This is a genomic window from Psychrobacillus sp. L3 (genome assembly GCF_042945595.1).
Lineage (GTDB): Bacteria > Bacillota > Bacilli > Bacillales_A > Planococcaceae > Psychrobacillus.
Window position 1 is genome coordinate 3,874,242 of sequence record NZ_CP168493.1, and the last position, 15,646, is coordinate 3,889,887.

The window sequence follows — 15,646 nt, forward strand, 5'->3', positions numbered from 1 at the left end:
GATAGCCCCTTCTTATTTTATACTCCATATTAACGCTAAATAGCCAGAAAGTACGAATAGAATACTCAGTAAAAACGTTATGAATGGTGGAGCTTTTTTAAGAAAAGCGTAGACAGTTAAACCAATGAACAGAATCGCTAATAATAACAGGGATAAGCCTGTAGCATTTATCGTTAGTTCTACACGAAACACTTGTAAACTTTGTCCTTGATAAAAGTAGCTAAATAATTTGGAAGGTCCTTCATTTTTGAACGTATTTTCACTTGGTGGTGATTGGTGGCCAAGTGCCGCAGTGACAGAAAAAATGAGTAACACTAATAAGCTTTCTACTCTAGCCCAAGGTTTCGGATTAAAGCTCGGGTCATTTTGTAGTTTCTTTTTGATGAATACGCCATTTATAATTGCGTACACAAGTAATGGAATGATTAATAGATGTTTGATCAACAGAAGTTGGCCGTATGGTAGCATCCAGGAATCCGTATAAGCAGCAAAATCAACTACAAACGTCATGAGCAGCAATCCAGAAATAATCGTTATACCGAAGCATGCTGATGCAACCGGTGTAAACCATTTTAAAAAGTTCAACCAATTTGAAAAACCTCTTGAAAACCAACTCACCATTAATAAAATACCAATCCAAACGGTAACCACTGTAAAATGGGTAGTATGTGTAATAAACCCATTTAGGTGCTCAATAGGACTCGCGTGGCTTGCCCAACCTAATCCCAAAATTAAGAGAAATGTAAGGATAAATCCTCCAATTGAATACGCACGATTTGTGTGATCCTCAAAAAATAGAAGGAAGATGACCAATATGGTAGCTACTAAAAAAGTAAAAATCCACGCTTTACCTACTTCAAACGTATAAAGTACCATTTGAAGTGTCCCCACAAATTCATTTCCTCTATCCAAATTTAACACTAGTAGTAAAATAGGAATAAAAGAAAAAAAAGCAATTCCTATCGTAGCAATAACTTGTAACCATCTCTGTACATTTATTTCTGGTTTTAAAGTGCTCGGCACAAGCGCAATAAGAAAGCTGCCAATCAAAAGCGAAAAACAGAGATATACTAAAATTTCACTTATCGTAATCATGAATCTATCTTATTTCTTTCTACGCAACCAGATGAAAAGCCCACCAATGATTACGATTAACCCAATTACAACGAAAGGCACTACATTGGAAGATGATTTAACTTCCTCTTTCTGTTCTACTGTTGTTGGCGTAGCTGCAGGTGCTGAAGTTGTATTTGCTTGTTCTACTTTTTCACCTTCCATTGGTGTTTCAGAAGATGCGGGAACCTCTACAGTGAATGGTATATTCCCTTCGATCTGATGTCCGTCTACTCCAACAATGTTCCAGTTTATTTCATAATTTCCGTTGTCCAAAGGAATAGATAAAGTACCTTCCAACTTTTCTTCATTTATTATAATATTATCGACAGGAATTGTTTCACCAGTTGAACTTTTTAGTTCAAACGTGCTACTTTGTTCTAATTTACCTTCAAACGTTAACTTAATTTCACTCAGTTGTTCTGTCACTACCTCTCCATTTGCAGGATTGGAATTCTCTAACCCCGTATGTGCAAACGCGCTATTTGCAAATGTAAACATAAAAACAAATGCTATGAATATTATTTTTTTCATAAAAATTCCTCCTAAATTAAATTTACATCACTTAGTATAACCAAACTTTGTGTTGAAAGTATGAAATACGTTTCAACACGAAAAAGAGGAGCCTCATTCGCATCCTCTACATAATAAATAAAGCTTCCTCTTCGTGTTGAAGGGAAGCCACAATAATATCCTATGAATCCAAAACACAATTATTTTAAAGTTCGTTTTAAAAATTCTCTCGTACGCTCTTGAGTAGGGCTATTAAAGATTTGTTCTGGTGGTCCTTCTTCGGCGATAACCCCTTTGTCCATAAATACAACTCGATCCGAAACTTCTTTTGCAAACTCCATTTCATGCGTAACGATTAACATGGTAAGTCCTGTTCCAGCTAGTTCCTTCATGACTTTCAGAACTTCTCCTACCATTTCAGGATCGAGCGCAGAAGTTGGTTCATCGAATAGCATGACATCTGGTTCCATCGATAATGCTCGAGCAATTGCGACACGTTGCTTTTGACCACCTGATAATTGGCTTGGTTTTGCATTCACGTATTGATCCATACCAACGACTTTTAAATATTTTAGCGCTGTTTTTTCAGCTTCTTCTTTAGAGCGTTTCAGTACTTTCACTTGTCCAACAACACAATTGCTCAATACATTGTGATTATTAAATAAGTTAAACTGTTGGAAAACCATTCCTAATTTTGTCCGATATGCATGAATATCATGTTTATCATTTAAAATATTTTCCCCATGATAGATAATTTGTCCACCACTTGGTTTTTCTAAAAGATTAATACAACGAAGAAGAGTGGACTTACCCGATCCAGAGGAACCTATAATACATACTACTTCTCCTTTTTCAACGGAAAAATCGATATCTTTTAATACTTCATGCGTTCCAAAGGATTTATTTAAATGTTGAACTTTAATCACGTTTTCCATACTTTATCACCCTTTGTTTACTGAATTCCAGCATTGTTTTTTGGCAGTGTGATTTGCGTTGTTTGACCAATCATACTGTAATTTGCTGGTCCTTCTAGTTTTCTTTCAATATATCGCAAAATTAACGTTACGGTAAAGGTCATGACGAAATACAAAATACACGCAACGAAAAACGGCTCAAAATATTTAAAACTAATTCCCGCAACAGTTTTTGTTTGGAAATATAGTTCCGTTACTCCTATTACATTTAATACGGAGGTATCCTTAATATTGATGATGAATTGGTTACCTGTTGCTGGCAAAATATTACGAATTACTTGCGGTAATATAACCTGAAACATTGTTTGTAGATGATTCATACCGATTGCTTGTGCTGCTTCAAATTGTCCCTTTTCAATCGAAATAACTCCACCACGAACGATTTCCGCCATATAAGAACCTGTGTTAATAGATACGATAAATATAGCTGCAACAGTTCGGTCCATGTCTACACCAAAAGCCATAGCGGAACCATAAAATATAACCATTGCTTGTACAATCATTGGAGTTCCACGGAAAAACTCTATATATACGGAAAGAATTATATTCACTATTTTTAAAATAACTCGTTTTACTTTTCTTTCAGGTGTTGGTATTGTACGAATAACTCCTGCTAGCAAACCTATAATTGCACCTATAATAGTACTAATTATGGAGATTAAGAGTGTCATGCCTGCTCCACGAAGAAACAATGGCCAATTATTTATAATCATTGAAATAATCCACTCGATACTCATACTTTCCCTCCTTTACATATCAAAACCGGCTGCAAAAAGTAACAGCCGGTTTGCTTTCCTCATTATTCAGCAGCTGGTTGATTTTGAATTGCTTTATCCATAATTTCTTGACGTTCTTCTTCAGAAACTTTTGCTAATATTTCATTAATCTTTTCTGTTAATTTACTACCTTTTTTAAGGCCAACCGCTACTGCCGTCTCTTCTTCATCCGCAACGAATCCATCTTCAAATTCTACCATTGCAAAATTTGGATTTGCGGAAGAAGCGCTAATTCCTTCAGGACGTTCAGATACGTACCCATCAATTACACCTGACTCCAATGCAACGCGCATCGCAGGAAAGTTATCCGATGCTGGTTGTTTTTTTACACCTTTAATTTGATCGATTACTCCGTAGTGAGAAGTATTCAACTGACCAGTGACTTTTGCCCCACTAAAATCTTGAATAGAAGTAGCTCCTTCATAAGGTCCGCCCTTTTTAACGACCATTACAAAGTTTGATGTGTAATAGTTTTCAGAAAAATCGATTGTTTTTTTACGCTCTGCTGTTGGAGACATACCTGCAATAATTGCATCTATCTTTTTTGATTCTAATGAAGGGACTAATCCATCCCATTCCGTTTTTACAATCACTAATTTTTTCCCTAAACCTTCTGCAATTTTCTTAGCAATCTCTACATCGTATCCACCTGCGTATTCCGCATTCCCATCAATTTTCACCCCACCATTAGAATCATCTAATTGTGTCCAGTTAAATGGTGGATAGCCAGCTTCCAATCCTATAGTAAATGTATCTTTTTCTTTTGTATCATTTTTAGAAGAACTTGCACCATTACTATTAGAGCTTGTTCCACATCCTGCCAATAACAACATGGTCGTAAAGAATAGCCCAATAAATATTGATAGTTTCTTTTTCATCATTGTTTCTCCCCTTTTAATTTTAGTTTATGTGTTTGGGTACGAAAAAAGGACAATCTATACAAAAAAAGACCTGAGATGAACTCAGGTCGCAAAATGCATAGTTGCCCTAAATCCTCTACTTTTCCCAAATGAGATAGCACACCATTATAAACCGGGATGTTTATAATGGCAGTCCTGCAGTTCTTAACTACAGACCCAGCAAGTAATACGGAGAACTATTACAAACTTCGGCGACATTTCCTTCTCCCTAGAATCATGGCTTCTCAAACTCCACTAAGGACTGTTAAATATCGCGCCTCTACCCCACAAATAAAGTGAGGTCATATTCAATTATTGTTCATAGTCTACAATAACAATAGATTTCTGTCAACGAAAAGGGGGATTTTACCCATAGATGACCCCCCTTATAAATTACACATGAAATTTTTTATACTCTAAATCTGCTAATCTGTTCTTGTAAACTACTAGCCATATTAGCTAACGATTCCGCTGATGCTGAAATTTCCTGCATAGATGCTAATTGTTCTTCAATAGATGCAGCCACATTTTGTGTGCCAGATGCAGCTTCATCTGCTATTTCAGCTAGTAGTTTCTCTGATTGAAGGACCTGATCTGAACCAATTGATAAGTGCTGAGCTGCAGCCGATACATCCCGCAATTGATTTGCTACATCATCCACAGATGTGCGTATTTGTTCGAATGACTTGCCTGCTTTATGAACGACTTCTATTCCACCAGCGACTTCACTGGTTGTTTTTCCATTGATTGAACAGCGATTTTAGTTTCTTTTTGTATTAATGCTATTAGATCTGAAATACTTTGAGCTGATTTGGCAGATTGCTCAGCTAATTTACGGACCTCATCTGCTACAACAGAAAATCCTTTTCCGTATTCTCCTGCTCTTGCAGATTCAATTGCCGCATTTAAAGCTAATAGATTTGTTTGCGTCGCTATACTTGTAATTTCTTCCACTATATTACCTATATCTTGAGAGCGCTCTCCCAATCCCCTTACAACATGTGATAATTCTGAAACTGTAACATTTATCGAACTCATTTGTTCAATAGTAGATTGAATAGCTTTATTCCCATCCAATGCTTTTCGAGAAGTTTCGATCGCATTTGTCGAAATATCTTTTGCATTAGTTGCTATTTGGTGAATACTACTAGCCATTTCTTCCACTATTTTAGTACTCTCCAACGTACTTTTTACTTGAAGCTCTGCTCCAGATGCAACCTCTTGAATAGTAGAGGCAACTTCTTCACTTGCCTTAGTAGATTCTTCAGCACTTGCCGTCAACTCTTCTGATGATGCAGCCACTTGCTCTGAAGTCCCATTTACCTGTCTCATTAACTCTCTTAATCTATACATCATACTGTTAAAGGAAGAAGTTAATACTCCAATCTCATCTTTAGAATGATACTTACCAACAACCGTTAAATCACCATTCTCAGCTTGTACCATCAGATCTTGAATACTTTTCAGTGGATTTACGATCATGCGCACAATGACAATTCCTAGGCCAATACTAAATACAAGCGAGATGACAAAAACAACTAGGATTATTATTTTACTTGTAGTATCGCTCTTTAAGGTGTTTTTATTTAACACTTCTGCATTATTTTCTAAATCACTTCCTAGATCCTTCATTATTGCATTTAACTTTTCTCGAAGTGGTTTAACATCTTTCTGATATGTATTATTACCTACAGTTCCATTCCCATTCATAGCAAAATTCACAACTTTTTTTAATTCACTTACGTATTTTTCGTTCTCTTCTTTATATTGGGTAATTTTTTTCTTTTCTTTATTATTTAAGTTACTTTTCTCCAACTTGATTACTAACTCATCGTTATCATTTATATATTTCATAATCTCTTCAGATAATTCAGTTCTAGTATTTTTATTAGATGTAAGTAACATTTCTAATGCCATACCGTCTACAGCCCGATTATTAATTCGTATTTGTGCTTGCCACTTTATAGGAAGAACAGCATCCTCGTATATCGCTTTTGAGTCCTTACTCATTTGACCCATAAAATAAAAACCAGTGCCTCCGATTAAAACAAAGATGAAAATGGAAGAAAATATTAATGTAAATAACTTCCTTGCTATTCGAACATCGCGTAATTTAACCAACAATTTTACCCCTTTCATATAACCATTGATCTAGCTTTAACTTATACACTTCACAATTTCTTACATTTTGCAATAACTAAAAAAATTTAATATGAAATGTTACGTATATAATATACCCAACATAATGTTACTTTTGTAGTTCAAAATATATACCTCGTGAGTGTATCATAGATCCTTTGAATGTTTAGTCTTTTGAATATTGAAAAGACTTTCTACCCGTAAATTTTTCACCAATTACTGGGCCTTCAGAAAAAATAACTTTAAGAATATCTAACATAAATCCAATAAAAATCAACAAATAAAAAAACTCTCTTCAGCATCAATACGTGCTAAAAGAGAGATCTTTTTAAATAATCTTCTTTCTGAAATATCCAGAAATTATATCTATTAACGTAACCATTACAATAATGCCCAATAAGATGATACCTACTCGGCTCCAGTCACGAGAACTTAACGCAAATATTAAAGGTGTACCTATACCGCCTGCTCCAATAATACCTAAAATGGCTGCAGAACGAACATTAATTTCAAATCGATATAACGTATACGATAGGAAACCCGGTAATACTTGCGGTAAAACAGCAAACCATAGAATCTGAAAGCGATTAGCTCCTGTAGTAAGTAAAGCTTCGGAGGGTCCCATATCGAGGTTTTCAATTTCTTCGGAGAATAATTTTCCTAACATACCTATCGAGTGTAAACCTAAAGCCAATACCCCTGCAAACGATCCAGGTCCTACTGCTTTTATAAACAATATAGCCATTACTATTTCTGGAAAAGTACGCACGAAGCTAAGAACAAACTTACCTACAGCGGATGTAGCCTTTCCTTTACTCATATTATTCGCTGCCCAAAAGGCAAATGGAACACATAAAAAACATGATATAAATGTTCCTAAAATTGCGATCATTAATGTGTCTAATAAACCTCTTAGAAGATCCTCCCCTTCAGGAAGATATACGTAATCCCAATCTGGATGAAAAATTCCACTAAAAATAGATTTTGAAATTTGACCAGCAGTTTCTTTAAAACCATTCAATGGCATACCGGAAAACGCCCAAATATATAGAAGAATCAACAAACCTATGATAACGTATCTTTGTAAATGCTTCTTCTTCGGTTTAGTTAATTTCTCTGTCATATTAACTTCTCCCGTAATTTCATACTAATATAATCTATTAATAAAACCACAACAAGTGTATATATAATAATTGTAGAGGTTTTATCATACTCTAGAAACCCTAATGTGCGATCATAATACAAACCTATTCCTCCTGCACCTACAAGTCCCAAAACAGCAGCTGCTCTAACATTTACCTCAAAGGTATATAAAACATACGATGTATAATGCGCTAAAATTTGTGGAATAACTCCGAAGAATATCCACTGTATTTTGTTTGCACCAACAGCCGTCATTGCTTCCAGTGGCCCTGGATCAATCGATTCAATCGCCTCATAGGTAAGCTTTGCAACTAGACCAATTGAGAATATAGATAAAGCTAAAATACCAGGAAGTGGACCTAATCCAAAGATTGCTACAAAAATAGCAGCCAACAATAAATCCGGTACTGTACGAATTAAATTTAATATAAAGCGTACAGGATAATTCCAGATAGTAGCTTTAACGATGTTACTAGCACACAGTAAAGCAATTGGAATAGCAATAATAGAACCAAAAGTTGTCCCTAAAACGGCCATTCTAATTGTTTCAAGCATGGCTGGTGTAATGTTATCTATATAGCCCCAATTAGGCGGGAACATCTGTTTTAATAAGTCCCACATATTCGGAATACCTGTCCATAACTCCGGTAGAGATGTCTCTGTTCTTACTCCACTCAACCAGATTATTAATAGAACAAATACAACAGTGAATATATGTTTTGTTTTTTTAGGAGGACTCGGAATGGTTTTATTAATTTTTTCGTTCGTCATGATTGTTCACCCAATAGCTCGTCTTTTTTAATAGCACGACCATAAATTTCAGAGAACATCTCATCTGTTGCTTCTTCGACTGGACCATCAAAAACAACTTTTCCAGCTCTTAGACCGATAATTCTAGTTGCATATTTTCTAGCTAAATCGATGAAATGTAAATTGACGATTGTTGTAATTCCATCCTCTTCATTAATTCTTTTTAAATCGTCCATTACTTGCTTAGTAGTTAAAGGATCTAATGAAGCCACGGGCTCATCAGCAAGAATAATTTGTGCTTCTTGTGCTAAAGCGCGAGCAATCGATACACGTTGCTGTTGACCACCAGATAGTTCATCCGCACGTGAATAGCACTTTTCAAGTATATTTACTCGTTCTAGCGCCTTCATCGCAAGTTGAATATCCTCTTTTGGAAAAAGACCAAGAACTGTTCTTAGAGTCGAATGGTAACCAACTCTACCAGAAAGAACATTTTTTAATACCGTAGAGCGTTTCACCAAATTAAAACTTTGGAAAATCATGCCGATATCTCTTCGTATTCTACGTAGCTCTGTTCCTTTTGCAGCTGTGATAGATTTTCCATTTATTAAAATTTCGCCATCTGATATTTCATGTAGGCGATTGATCGATCGAAGCAACGTCGATTTACCTGCGCCCGACAACCCTACAATGACAATAAATTCACCTTTATGAATGGTTAAGTTAATATCGTTTAGACCTTTTGTTCCATTCTGGTAAACTTTTGTAACATTTTTAAACTCAATCACGTCACAACCAACTTTCTTTCGTTATAAAATTTGAAAAAAAAACTCAACCATTCCGCTAATATCAGAATGGTTGGGCAAAGTTATTCAAAAAATTTGTTCTCTATTCCGTTTTTACTTTTTTACCGTACTCACGAACGATATCAAATTTATTATCGTCTGACTTCGTGTAACCTTCATGTGAGTAAATATCACTAACGATTGCATGTCCTTCTTCGCTTTCACCAATTTTAATGAAAGCTTCTTGAATTTTTGTTTTCCATTCTGGACTCATATCTGTACGTACACTAATCGTATCATTCGGAATATTTTCTGTATATTGGATAACTTTAGTATCTTCAAATACAGTTGGATAGTCACCTTTTACTATATTACGAGCATCTTGGAATATTACCGCTGCGTCTACATCGCCATTTAGAACAGCAAGAACTGCTTGGTCATGTCCTTTTACTGTAACCCCTTGTACATCTTTAAGGGGATCGATACCATTATCCATTAGCATTGCTGCGGGCCACACATAACCAGCTGAAGATGTAACATCTTGGAACGCAATTTTCTTTCCTTTTAAATCTTTCACACTATTAATGTTTGAATCTTTTTTAACGATAAATAATGATTTATAAAAATCCACTAATTCGGAAGACGGTGTCCCATCTTCATTTACACCAAGACGTTGCGCTTGAAGAATAACTTCTGCTGCATTTTTTTCTTTAGCTAATACATAAGCAGTTGGTGGCAAAAATCCAACATCTACTTTTTTAGAAGCCATTGCTTCGATAATCGTATTATAATTAGTAGAAACACTTACTTTTACTGGGATTCCTAATTGATCTGATAATAACTTTTCAAGTGGTTTGGCTTTTGCTTCAAGCGAACTAGCATTTTGAGATGGAACGAATTGAACTGTAAGCTCTTTTGGTTCATAACCAGAAGCTGTTTTACCATCTCCGTCCGAAGATCCACAACCAGCTAAAATACCCGCAATTAAAGCGAATGATAAAACAAGCATTGATAATTTCTTAATCATTTACGTAGCCTCCAAAGTTGTTTTTGTTTTGCAAAATAAATTATAACACAGGATTATTGTAAATAAATTAAATTTTTTGTAAAGAATTTGAAGAAATATTCGAACTTTTCGTTATGATTGAAGATATTAAGCTAGTCTATTATTATTTAAAATAACCCTAAAAAGAAAGTAGAGATAATTATTTATGAAGAAAATTACCATACTTCAAACAAGCGATATTCACGGAAGCGTCTATCCTTTAAACTACGGAAATAATAAAGCGGCACACCTAGGTTTTGGAAAACTAGCTACAAAAATTAAGCAGGAACGCTCGCTAGATGATCAGCTAATTCTGATTGATAATGGTGATTTAATCCAAGGTACCCCTTTAACATACTATTATGTCCAATTTCTAAAAGATAAAAAAAACCCCATGATTCAACTATTAAACCATATGTCCTATGATGCTGCGGTTATTGGAAACCATGAATTTAACTATGGTATGGACGTATTAAATGATGCTGTAAGTGAATCTAACTTTCCTTGGCTTTCTGCTAACATTGTAAACGAAAACTCTAATCAACCTTATTTCGGTTCTCCTTATATTATTAAAGAAATAAATTCTGTAAAGATAGCTATTTTAGGCGTCACAACTCACTACATACCAAATTGGGAAAATGAACATAATATAGCCGGTCTGGATTTTAAAGATTGTCTGAATGAAACGAAGAAGTGGGTTGCATATATTAAAGAAAATGAAAACCCAGATGTTCTGATCGTTTCTTATCACGGTGGCTTTGAGCGAGATTTAGAAACAGGTGAACCAACTGAAAATTTAACCGGAGAAAACCAAGGTTATGCCATATGCCAGGAGGTTGAAGGAATTGACGTTTTACTGACGGGTCACCAACATCGCTCTTTAACCGGCAATATTAATGGCATAGAAATTGTTCAACCATCTAATAATGGACAATTGTTGGGCAAAATAGTCCTTACATTGAATGATCAAAATGAAATATTAGACAAAACTTCTGAACTGATAGCTGTGGATGATGTCAATGCGGACGAAGAGCTTCTAAAAATGACCTCTTATTTTGAAGAAGAAACACAGAAGTGGCTCGACCAACCGATCGGAATGATCGAAGGTGATATGTTGATCAATGACCCTCTACTAGTTAGAACAAGCGACCATCCTCTTATTGAATTCATAAACAAAGTGCAAATGGAAACTGCTGGAGTAGAAATTTCGAATACATCACTATTTAATAACTCTTCTCCAGGATTTGAACCAAATGTAGCAATGCGAGACATAATCTCTAACTATATGTTTCCAAATACATTGAAAGTTCTTCGTTTATCTGGACAAGATATTAAAGATGCGTTAGAACAAAATGCTCGCTATTTTGTTATTAATGAAGAAGGAAATCTTGATGTAAATCCGACTTATATTCTTCCAAAACCCCAGCATTATAATTACGATATGTGGGAAGGCATTGAGTATATCCTAGATATACGAAATCCTATCGGAAGCCGAGTAACCACTTTAAATTATAAAGGAACTCCTTTAAACCTTGATGGTGAATATGATGTCGTTATGAATAATTACCGTGCTGGAGGCGGGGGGGATTTTATGATGTTTAAAGATAAACCAGTTGTCAAAGATATTACTATGGATATGACTGAAATCCTTGCTAACTATATACTTGAAAGAGAAATTATTAAAGCAACCGTTAATCATAATTGGAAAGTGATTTGGTAATCAAGTAAGAAAAATGCATGTGTCCTTTAAGTACATCTTATCTTAACTATTTCGAGAGTGCTTTGTACTAAACATTTGCTACACTATTACCATTAAAGTCTTGGATCGTGAAGTGACTGCGTCACTTCACGATCCATTTTTTTTGATAATCTTGTGGCGGATGTTTGTCCATCGCCATCTTGAAATAAGTAGAGACATGGTGCATTAGGTTTGGTTAATGAGAGAATAAATCTTATCCTATTCTTTTAAAAGCGGACGAAGATACAATTTCGTCCGCTTAATCCTTCTTTACCTATGGATACTATCTATTTTTCTCTAGTACCACCTACTCTAATCATGCAACCATTGATTCATGTAATTGATACTCGCTCCTTGGAAAGCCTCCGCTTGTAACGGAAATCAACCTATTCATGGCATAATTTTTTTATTCTCCTAGTAAATATGATAGAATATTATCTTCTAGAGAGTTGAGCTTATCAACTCTCTTTTTCATGATTACTAATTGAACTTTTTCAAGGCATACCAGAAACTTTTAACTTGTTGGTGAAAGCCTTTTTTGCTTACCTTGTTGTTCCAACGTCTTTGTTAAGATTTGTTGGATGATTGCCGATTCGTTTGTTGCAAGCGAATGGTCAGCTAAATTTACCTGTTCTAACGGGTCTCTTGTCACATTATATAACTCAAATTGCTCTGGGATTGGCTCTTCTTTTATAGTCGTTACACAGAAGTTGTTTATTTCAGTAATCGTTATGTCAACATTACCTGGACTCGACCAAAACATTGGATTATCGAAATAACGAGCTAGTTTCCAAGTCTCCTTTTCTTTCATTTTTCCCGTCTCTAACGTCGTAATCACTGCCTCGATATGGTTCGGTTGGACTACCGATTCATAAGGTACTCCAGTAACTGGGTTCGTTTGATTCAAACCTTTCGAGACATCATCATCTGTCATAAAATAGATAGGTTCATTTGCTCGGAAGAAGTGTTCATTTCCTTTAATTAGTGGTGTTAAATTTCTTCCAACTAATGATCGCGCCTCCGAATGATCGTTTGAAAGCTTTTTACGAATCCCTCCTGCGTTTATCTCCGCCAGTCCCAACAACGTAGGAAGAATGTCTACGTGACTTGTTAACATTTCTGTACAAATTGGTTGTGGGAAAAGAGTAGGATTATGAATAATTAATGGGACATGAATGGACTCCTCATACATGTTATACCACTTTTGATAGAGACCACCGTGTGCCCCCAATTGTTCTCCATGATCGGATGTAAATAGGACAATTGTATTCTCATAAAAACTGGATTGTTGAAGTGCCGTGAAGACCTTTAGCATTTCTTCGTCCGCCTTTTTTGTTAAGCTATAATATAATTGGCGATAGAAATTGTTATCGATAATTGGTTGCAATACCTTGGGGTACGTGATGCGGTAACTTTCTTGAGCGGTAGGTTTAGTAAGAAGAGACTCCCCAACTGTCGGAGCAGGCGGAGTATATGGAAGCGTTGGATCCACTTTAAAGTTAAAGTTTGGAGAAATTGCAGATAGTATCCCATATATTGCAATATCGTGAGGGTTTACAAAGGAGCACATGATAAACCATGGAGTATCCTCATGGTGGCACGTCGACTTTTCATCCAGGGACTTAATTAGTTGGACAGTTTCACTAGCGTACACCTCGTCTCTTCCACTCGTACCAATTCTTGCGGAAGAGGCAGAGTTTCGTGGATTTGCACCGTGGGGCTCTGGTCCAATCCAACCGGAATATCCAAAAGAATCGAGACGGTTCGCCTTTTCATATATTTTTTCTTTTTCTTTATCTGGAACTCCTGTTATTGGGTTATAGCTTACAAACTGATTTTTAGTACCTGGGATTAATATATCTTCATCTGAAGCATGCCATTTCCCTTTCCAAAAAGTATTATATCCCGCAGCTCGAAAGTAATCTCCCATCGTTGGCACCGTGTTTGGATCAAGCCAAAATAGATCTGGATCAAATGAACCTTTCGCGCCTCCGGGAGTTTGTGTTACCCCGTGAAGTGAGGGATATTGCCCGGTATATAAAGTTGCTCTACTTGGAGTACAAGCGGTGCTACCTACATAGTGATTTAAGAATTCCATTCCGTTCTTTTTTAATAATTCATGGGTTAATAAATTTTCTTTCCGCCACTCCTTTAATTCCTGTGTTTCATAGACAGAAGGATAGCGCTCTTGATCAACCATTAAAAAGAGTAAATTTGGTTGTCTTTTTCTATCGTGGTCGTGATTGTGTTTCTTTATATTGTTACCCATTTTTACACCCTTCCTTCATATATTTTAATACTATATGTACATAACAAAAATAACGGTCAGCTATTGTCCCCCTTAATTTCATCCAATTTCATTAAACACAAACAAAACCGACTTCCAAATTGGAAAGTCGGTTTTGTTTGTAATCTTATTTGTGTGCTTATTCTATGGAAGAATAATATTCCTCTTTTTTCACCGTATCAAATCGCCCTTCCCACTTAGACATTACAATCGTAGCAAGAGAATTACCTACTACATTTACTACTGTACGTGCCATATCAAGAAGACGGTCAATACCTGCGATGAACGCTAGTCCTTCAGGAGGAATACCTACAGTTCCTAAAGTAGCTAGTAAGACAACGAAAGAAACTCCTGGAACACCAGCGATTCCTTTGGATGTAACCATCAATACTAAAACTAATGTAATTTGCTGCGTAATACTCAGATTTATATGATACATTTGCGCGATAAAAATTGCTGCAATAGCTTGGTATAAGGTGGATCCATCCAAGTTAAAAGAATATCCCGTTGGAACGACAAAAGATACAATATCTTTTGGAGCCCCGAACTTCTCCATTTTCTCCATCACTTTCGGCAATACTGTTTCGGAGCTTGAAGTGGAATAAGCTAATAGCAGTTCATCTTTTAATACTTTAATAAGATGAAAAATGTTTATACCGACCAGCTTTGCTATGCCACCTAACACAACAATTATAAAAAAGATCATCGTGGCGTAGACGAGTATCATTAACTTTCCAAGTGGAAGCAACGATTCCAATCCAAATTTTGAAACAGTCACACCGATTAAAGCAAATACGCCAAATGGAGCAAACTTCATAATTAGATTCGTCACCCAGAACATGGCATCCGCGGTACCTTGAAAAAATGCAAGCACCGGTTTTCCTTTTTCACCAATCGCCGCAATACCTAAACCAAAAAGTACAGAAAAGAAGATAATCGCTAGCATATTACCTTCCGACATTGCTTTCACAATATTGCTTGGTACAGCATTGACAATTACATCCGCAAAACCATGATGTTGTACTTCTTCACTCGTTTGAACATATTGATCTATATCACCTTTGGATAGTGTTGACATATCCAACCCAGCACCTGGATGGAAGATGTTTGCCGCCAGTAAACCAACAACAATCGCAATCGTTGTAACAATTTCGAAGTAAATTAGCGTTTTTCCGCCCAATTTACCTAACTGCTTTATACTTCCTGTCCCCGCAACACCTAAGATTAAAGTAGAAATAATAATCGGAACTACAATCATTTTAATCATGTTGATAAATATGGTACCAATTGGTTGTAAATAAGTTTCTACTGCAGGATTTCCAAAAAAAATTGCTCCTACAAAGATTCCTAGTATGAGACCGACAAGAATTTGATATGCCAAAGTAAACTTAAACTTTTTCTTCATCTAAAACACCCCTTTTTATATTGAAAACGCTTTCTTATATCCGAAATAGCTTTTACAATATTATAAAAGGGACTTATAA

The 15,646-nt window shown here is 35.8% G+C and carries 14 protein-coding genes and 1 riboswitch; of the genes, 1 reads left to right on the plus strand and 13 read right to left on the minus strand.

Going from position 1 to position 15,646, the window contains the following annotated elements; translation table 11 throughout:
• Positions 1 to 12: 12 nt before the first annotated feature.
• From ACEPXD_RS19505 to ACEPXD_RS19555, 11 genes are all read right to left on the minus strand, one after another.
• Positions 13 to 1,050, minus strand: coding sequence for a copper resistance D family protein (locus ACEPXD_RS19505; RefSeq protein WP_391118649.1), 1,038 nt, complete (start codon positions 1,048 to 1,050; stop codon positions 13 to 15).
• A gap of 54 nt (positions 1,051 to 1,104) precedes the next feature.
• Complete coding sequence (locus ACEPXD_RS19510) at positions 1,105 to 1,647, minus strand: copper resistance protein CopC (protein ID WP_391118651.1); 543 nt, start codon at positions 1,645 to 1,647, stop codon at positions 1,105 to 1,107.
• Between the two features lie 179 nt (positions 1,648 to 1,826).
• Complete coding sequence (locus ACEPXD_RS19515; RefSeq protein WP_391118653.1) at positions 1,827 to 2,561, minus strand: amino acid ABC transporter ATP-binding protein; 735 nt, start codon at positions 2,559 to 2,561, stop codon at positions 1,827 to 1,829.
• A 17-nt stretch (positions 2,562 to 2,578) separates the two neighbouring features.
• A complete protein-coding gene (locus ACEPXD_RS19520) occupies positions 2,579 to 3,337 on the minus strand; it encodes an amino acid ABC transporter permease (protein WP_391118655.1) in 759 nt (252 codons plus the stop codon).
• A 62-nt stretch (positions 3,338 to 3,399) separates the two neighbouring features.
• On the minus strand, positions 3,400 to 4,254 hold the full coding sequence (locus ACEPXD_RS19525; protein WP_391123402.1) for a transporter substrate-binding domain-containing protein: 855 nt from the start codon (positions 4,252 to 4,254) through the stop codon (positions 3,400 to 3,402).
• A 129-nt stretch (positions 4,255 to 4,383) separates the two neighbouring features.
• Positions 4,384 to 4,566: riboswitch (Lysine riboswitch) on the minus strand.
• Positions 4,567 to 4,684: 118 nt separating this feature from the next.
• Positions 4,685 to 4,936, minus strand: a complete 252-nt coding sequence (locus ACEPXD_RS19530; RefSeq protein WP_391118656.1) for a hypothetical protein — start codon at positions 4,934 to 4,936, stop codon at positions 4,685 to 4,687.
• A gap of 47 nt (positions 4,937 to 4,983) precedes the next feature.
• The gene (locus ACEPXD_RS19535; RefSeq protein WP_391118658.1) at positions 4,984 to 6,396 is read right to left on the minus strand and encodes a methyl-accepting chemotaxis protein; all 1,413 of its coding nucleotides are present in this window, start codon (positions 6,394 to 6,396) and stop codon (positions 4,984 to 4,986) included.
• A gap of 346 nt (positions 6,397 to 6,742) precedes the next feature.
• Entirely contained in the window at positions 6,743 to 7,537 is a 795-nt protein-coding gene (gene phnE, locus ACEPXD_RS19540; protein ID WP_391118660.1) for a phosphonate ABC transporter, permease protein PhnE, read from the minus strand.
• Positions 7,534 to 8,328, minus strand: a complete 795-nt coding sequence (gene phnE, locus ACEPXD_RS19545; RefSeq protein WP_391118662.1) for a phosphonate ABC transporter, permease protein PhnE — start codon at positions 8,326 to 8,328, stop codon at positions 7,534 to 7,536. Before phnE (ACEPXD_RS19545) ends, phnE (ACEPXD_RS19540) begins: the two co-directional genes overlap by 4 nt.
• On the minus strand, positions 8,325 to 9,095 hold the full coding sequence (phnC, locus tag ACEPXD_RS19550) for a phosphonate ABC transporter ATP-binding protein (RefSeq protein WP_391118664.1): 771 nt from the start codon (positions 9,093 to 9,095) through the stop codon (positions 8,325 to 8,327). Before phnC ends, phnE (ACEPXD_RS19545) begins: the two co-directional genes overlap by 4 nt.
• A 100-nt stretch (positions 9,096 to 9,195) precedes the next feature.
• Positions 9,196 to 10,119 (minus strand): phosphate/phosphite/phosphonate ABC transporter substrate-binding protein, encoded by a 924-nt coding sequence (locus ACEPXD_RS19555; RefSeq protein ID WP_391118666.1) that lies wholly within the window; start codon positions 10,117 to 10,119, stop codon positions 9,196 to 9,198.
• 184 nt (positions 10,120 to 10,303) lie between these two features.
• Between ACEPXD_RS19555 and ACEPXD_RS19560 the strand changes: the two genes are divergently transcribed.
• A complete protein-coding gene (locus ACEPXD_RS19560) occupies positions 10,304 to 11,857 on the plus strand; it encodes a bifunctional metallophosphatase/5'-nucleotidase (RefSeq protein ID WP_391118668.1) in 1,554 nt (517 codons plus the stop codon).
• Between the two features lie 532 nt (positions 11,858 to 12,389).
• Here ACEPXD_RS19560 and ACEPXD_RS19565 read toward each other — a convergent pair.
• Positions 12,390 to 14,144 carry a sulfatase-like hydrolase/transferase gene (locus ACEPXD_RS19565; RefSeq protein WP_391118670.1) on the minus strand — a complete coding sequence of 585 codons (1,755 nt, stop codon included), beginning with the start codon at positions 14,142 to 14,144 and terminating at the stop codon, positions 12,390 to 12,392.
• Positions 14,145 to 14,301: 157 nt separating this feature from the next.
• A complete protein-coding gene (locus ACEPXD_RS19570) occupies positions 14,302 to 15,567 on the minus strand; it encodes a cation:dicarboxylate symporter family transporter (protein WP_391118672.1) in 1,266 nt (421 codons plus the stop codon).
• Positions 15,568 to 15,646: the final 79 nt, after the last annotated feature.

Coding starts and splice junctions, on each gene's coding strand:
- ACEPXD_RS19510 (WP_391118651.1), bottom strand. CDS start 1,647: ATGAAAAAAATAATATTCATAGCATTTGTTTTTATGTTTACATTTGCA.
- ACEPXD_RS19515 (WP_391118653.1), bottom strand. CDS start 2,561: ATGGAAAACGTGATTAAAGTTCAACATTTAAATAAATCCTTTGGAACG.
- ACEPXD_RS19520 (WP_391118655.1), bottom strand. CDS start 3,337: ATGAGTATCGAGTGGATTATTTCAATGATTATAAATAATTGGCCATTG.
- ACEPXD_RS19525 (WP_391123402.1), bottom strand. CDS start 4,254: ATGAAAAAGAAACTATCAATATTTATTGGGCTATTCTTTACGACCATG.
- phnE (WP_391118660.1), bottom strand. CDS start 7,537: ATGACAGAGAAATTAACTAAACCGAAGAAGAAGCATTTACAAAGATAC.
- phnE (WP_391118662.1), bottom strand. CDS start 8,328: ATGACGAACGAAAAAATTAATAAAACCATTCCGAGTCCTCCTAAAAAA.
- ACEPXD_RS19555 (WP_391118666.1), bottom strand. CDS start 10,119: ATGATTAAGAAATTATCAATGCTTGTTTTATCATTCGCTTTAATTGCG.
- ACEPXD_RS19560 (WP_391118668.1), top strand. CDS start 10,304: ATGAAGAAAATTACCATACTTCAAACAAGCGATATTCACGGAAGCGTC.
- ACEPXD_RS19565 (WP_391118670.1), bottom strand. CDS start 14,144: ATGGGTAACAATATAAAGAAACACAATCACGACCACGATAGAAAAAGA.
- ACEPXD_RS19570 (WP_391118672.1), bottom strand. CDS start 15,567: ATGAAGAAAAAGTTTAAGTTTACTTTGGCATATCAAATTCTTGTCGGT.